The sequence below is a fragment of the Falsigemmobacter faecalis genome (genome assembly GCF_003863335.1).
GTDB classification, from domain to species: domain Bacteria; phylum Pseudomonadota; class Alphaproteobacteria; order Rhodobacterales; family Rhodobacteraceae; genus Wagnerdoeblera; species Wagnerdoeblera faecalis.
The window spans coordinates 257-2054 of record NZ_RRAZ01000082.1 but is presented as its reverse complement, the minus strand read 5'-3'; the positions used below and the strand labels follow the sequence as shown (position 1 = coordinate 2054).

Annotated in this window: 2 protein-coding genes; both read left to right on the top strand. The window is 57.1% G+C overall.

Translation table 11 applies throughout. The features are described from left to right. On the top strand, positions 1-1247 hold a 1247-nt coding region (locus EG244_RS20045), incomplete at its 5' end, for a Mu transposase C-terminal domain-containing protein (RefSeq protein ID WP_148097654.1). After that, positions 1237-1798: ATP-binding protein (locus EG244_RS20040; RefSeq protein ID WP_199738046.1), on the top strand; the 562-nt coding region annotated here is incomplete at its 3' end. The genes EG244_RS20045 and EG244_RS20040, both read left to right, overlap by 11 nt.

The following is a 1798-nucleotide window of genomic DNA, read 5'->3' as shown; positions in this document are numbered from 1 at the left end:
CTACCGGCTCCAGTCGCGGCCGGAGGAAAGTTCAGTGGCAGGTCAACCTGCCACCCGAACGGCAAGAAGCAATCGAGCGGGGGCGGCGCTGGATCTATGTCGCTATCGACTGTGCGACGCGGTGCATTCTGTCTCTTCGCCTTGTTGAGGCGCCTAACTCCGAGGATGCGACCAGAGCTCTGCATGATATTTTCCGAGATAAAACTGATGTTGCGAAGGCCGCAGGCTGCGAGAGCACGTGGCACCAACACGGCGGCATCGGGGCTTTGGTCACAGATCAAGGAACTGCGTTCACTTCAGGGCAGTTTAAGGGTGCTGTCGAATCTTTAGGGGGAACGAGGCATTTACCGCCAGCCGGTCTACCTTGGCTACGCGGCACCATCGAATCCTTGTTTAAGACCTTCGGCCATAAACTGATGCCTCTGCTCGTAGGCAGGACGTTCTTCAGTTCGCAAGAGCGTGGTGATTATCCGTCTGAACAGCCGGCGTGTCTCTGCGATGAAGACCTGATCAGGGTGCTACTGACTTTCGTTGTCGATATTTATCACAATGAACCGCATGGCTCTCTGAAAGGGGCAACCCCCAATGAAGCATGGAAGCGTTTAACGGCGGAGTATGGCGTCCCGCCAGTCCCTGACGGACTAACCCTCTGCAAGGCATTCGGGCGGCCCTTACAGCGCAAGCTGCGTGGTGATGGCGTCATGTTCTCTGGCCTGACCTATAGCTGTGACGCCCTGCGTGAGGCCTTCCTGCACTCTCCAAAGCGCGAGGTGGAAATCCGCGTGGACTTGCAGAACATGAGCTGGATTGCGGTCAAGGTGGGGGCGTCTTGGTATCCGGCCATTGCCAATCAGAGCGGTTTCGAAAACGTCACCTATGCCGAGCTGACCGAGGCCACGCGGTTCTTGCGTCTGCGCCATGGTAAAACTGCTGAGCTGAATGCAGAGACCATCCAAAGGGCAATCTCAAAGATTGAGGAGATCAATCGCAATGCCTTGCGACTGCGTGGACTGACGCCTTTCCATGTCAACGACGCGGAGGTCGAGCGCAATCAGGCTGCGCTGCACTTCCCCATCCGCGCCGATGCCGAGCGGCTCTCGTTGACTCCGAAAACCAAAGACCCGCTCAAAGACGGTATTTTCATCACGAGAAAGCTGTCCAGCCCCACGCCTCAACCAGAGAGCCGCCCGGCAACTCCCAAGGACGTATCGCGCACCCCGAGGTGGAGGGGCAAAGATGACGAGTGATACCTACATGCGCGTGGCACGCCAAATGTCGGATCTTCGCGCCATATTCATCGAAAATGAAGGCTTCGCGCCCTTTGAGGCCCTGTTCAAAGAGCAGCTGGCCGCCCGTCTTGCTGATATCGAAATGGGACGATGCAGCGAAGCCACCGGAATTTCCCTTATCGGCGCCTCTGGCGCCGGTAAAACCTCGGCGATCAATAAGCTGATCCTGCAGACCAATGGCTGGCTCAAGGACATCGGCTCAGGGGACATGACCTTGGTCAGTTTCAGAGTGCCGTCGCCTGCAACCGCGAAATATGTCGGACAGACCCTGCTACGTGCTTTGGGCTACCAGATCAGCTCTGAACGGCAAGCCTGGTACATCTGGGATTTGGTGCGCCACCATCTGAAGGAGCGGAAGGTGCTGTTCGTCCATATCGATGAGGCTCAGGACCTTGCCACCCACGGCACCAAGAAGGAGCTGATCGCAATCAGCTCCATGCTGAAAACCCTTTTGAACGATGGGGATTGGCCGGTCGGCATCCTGATGTCAGGAACTCCCGAGCTGAAAC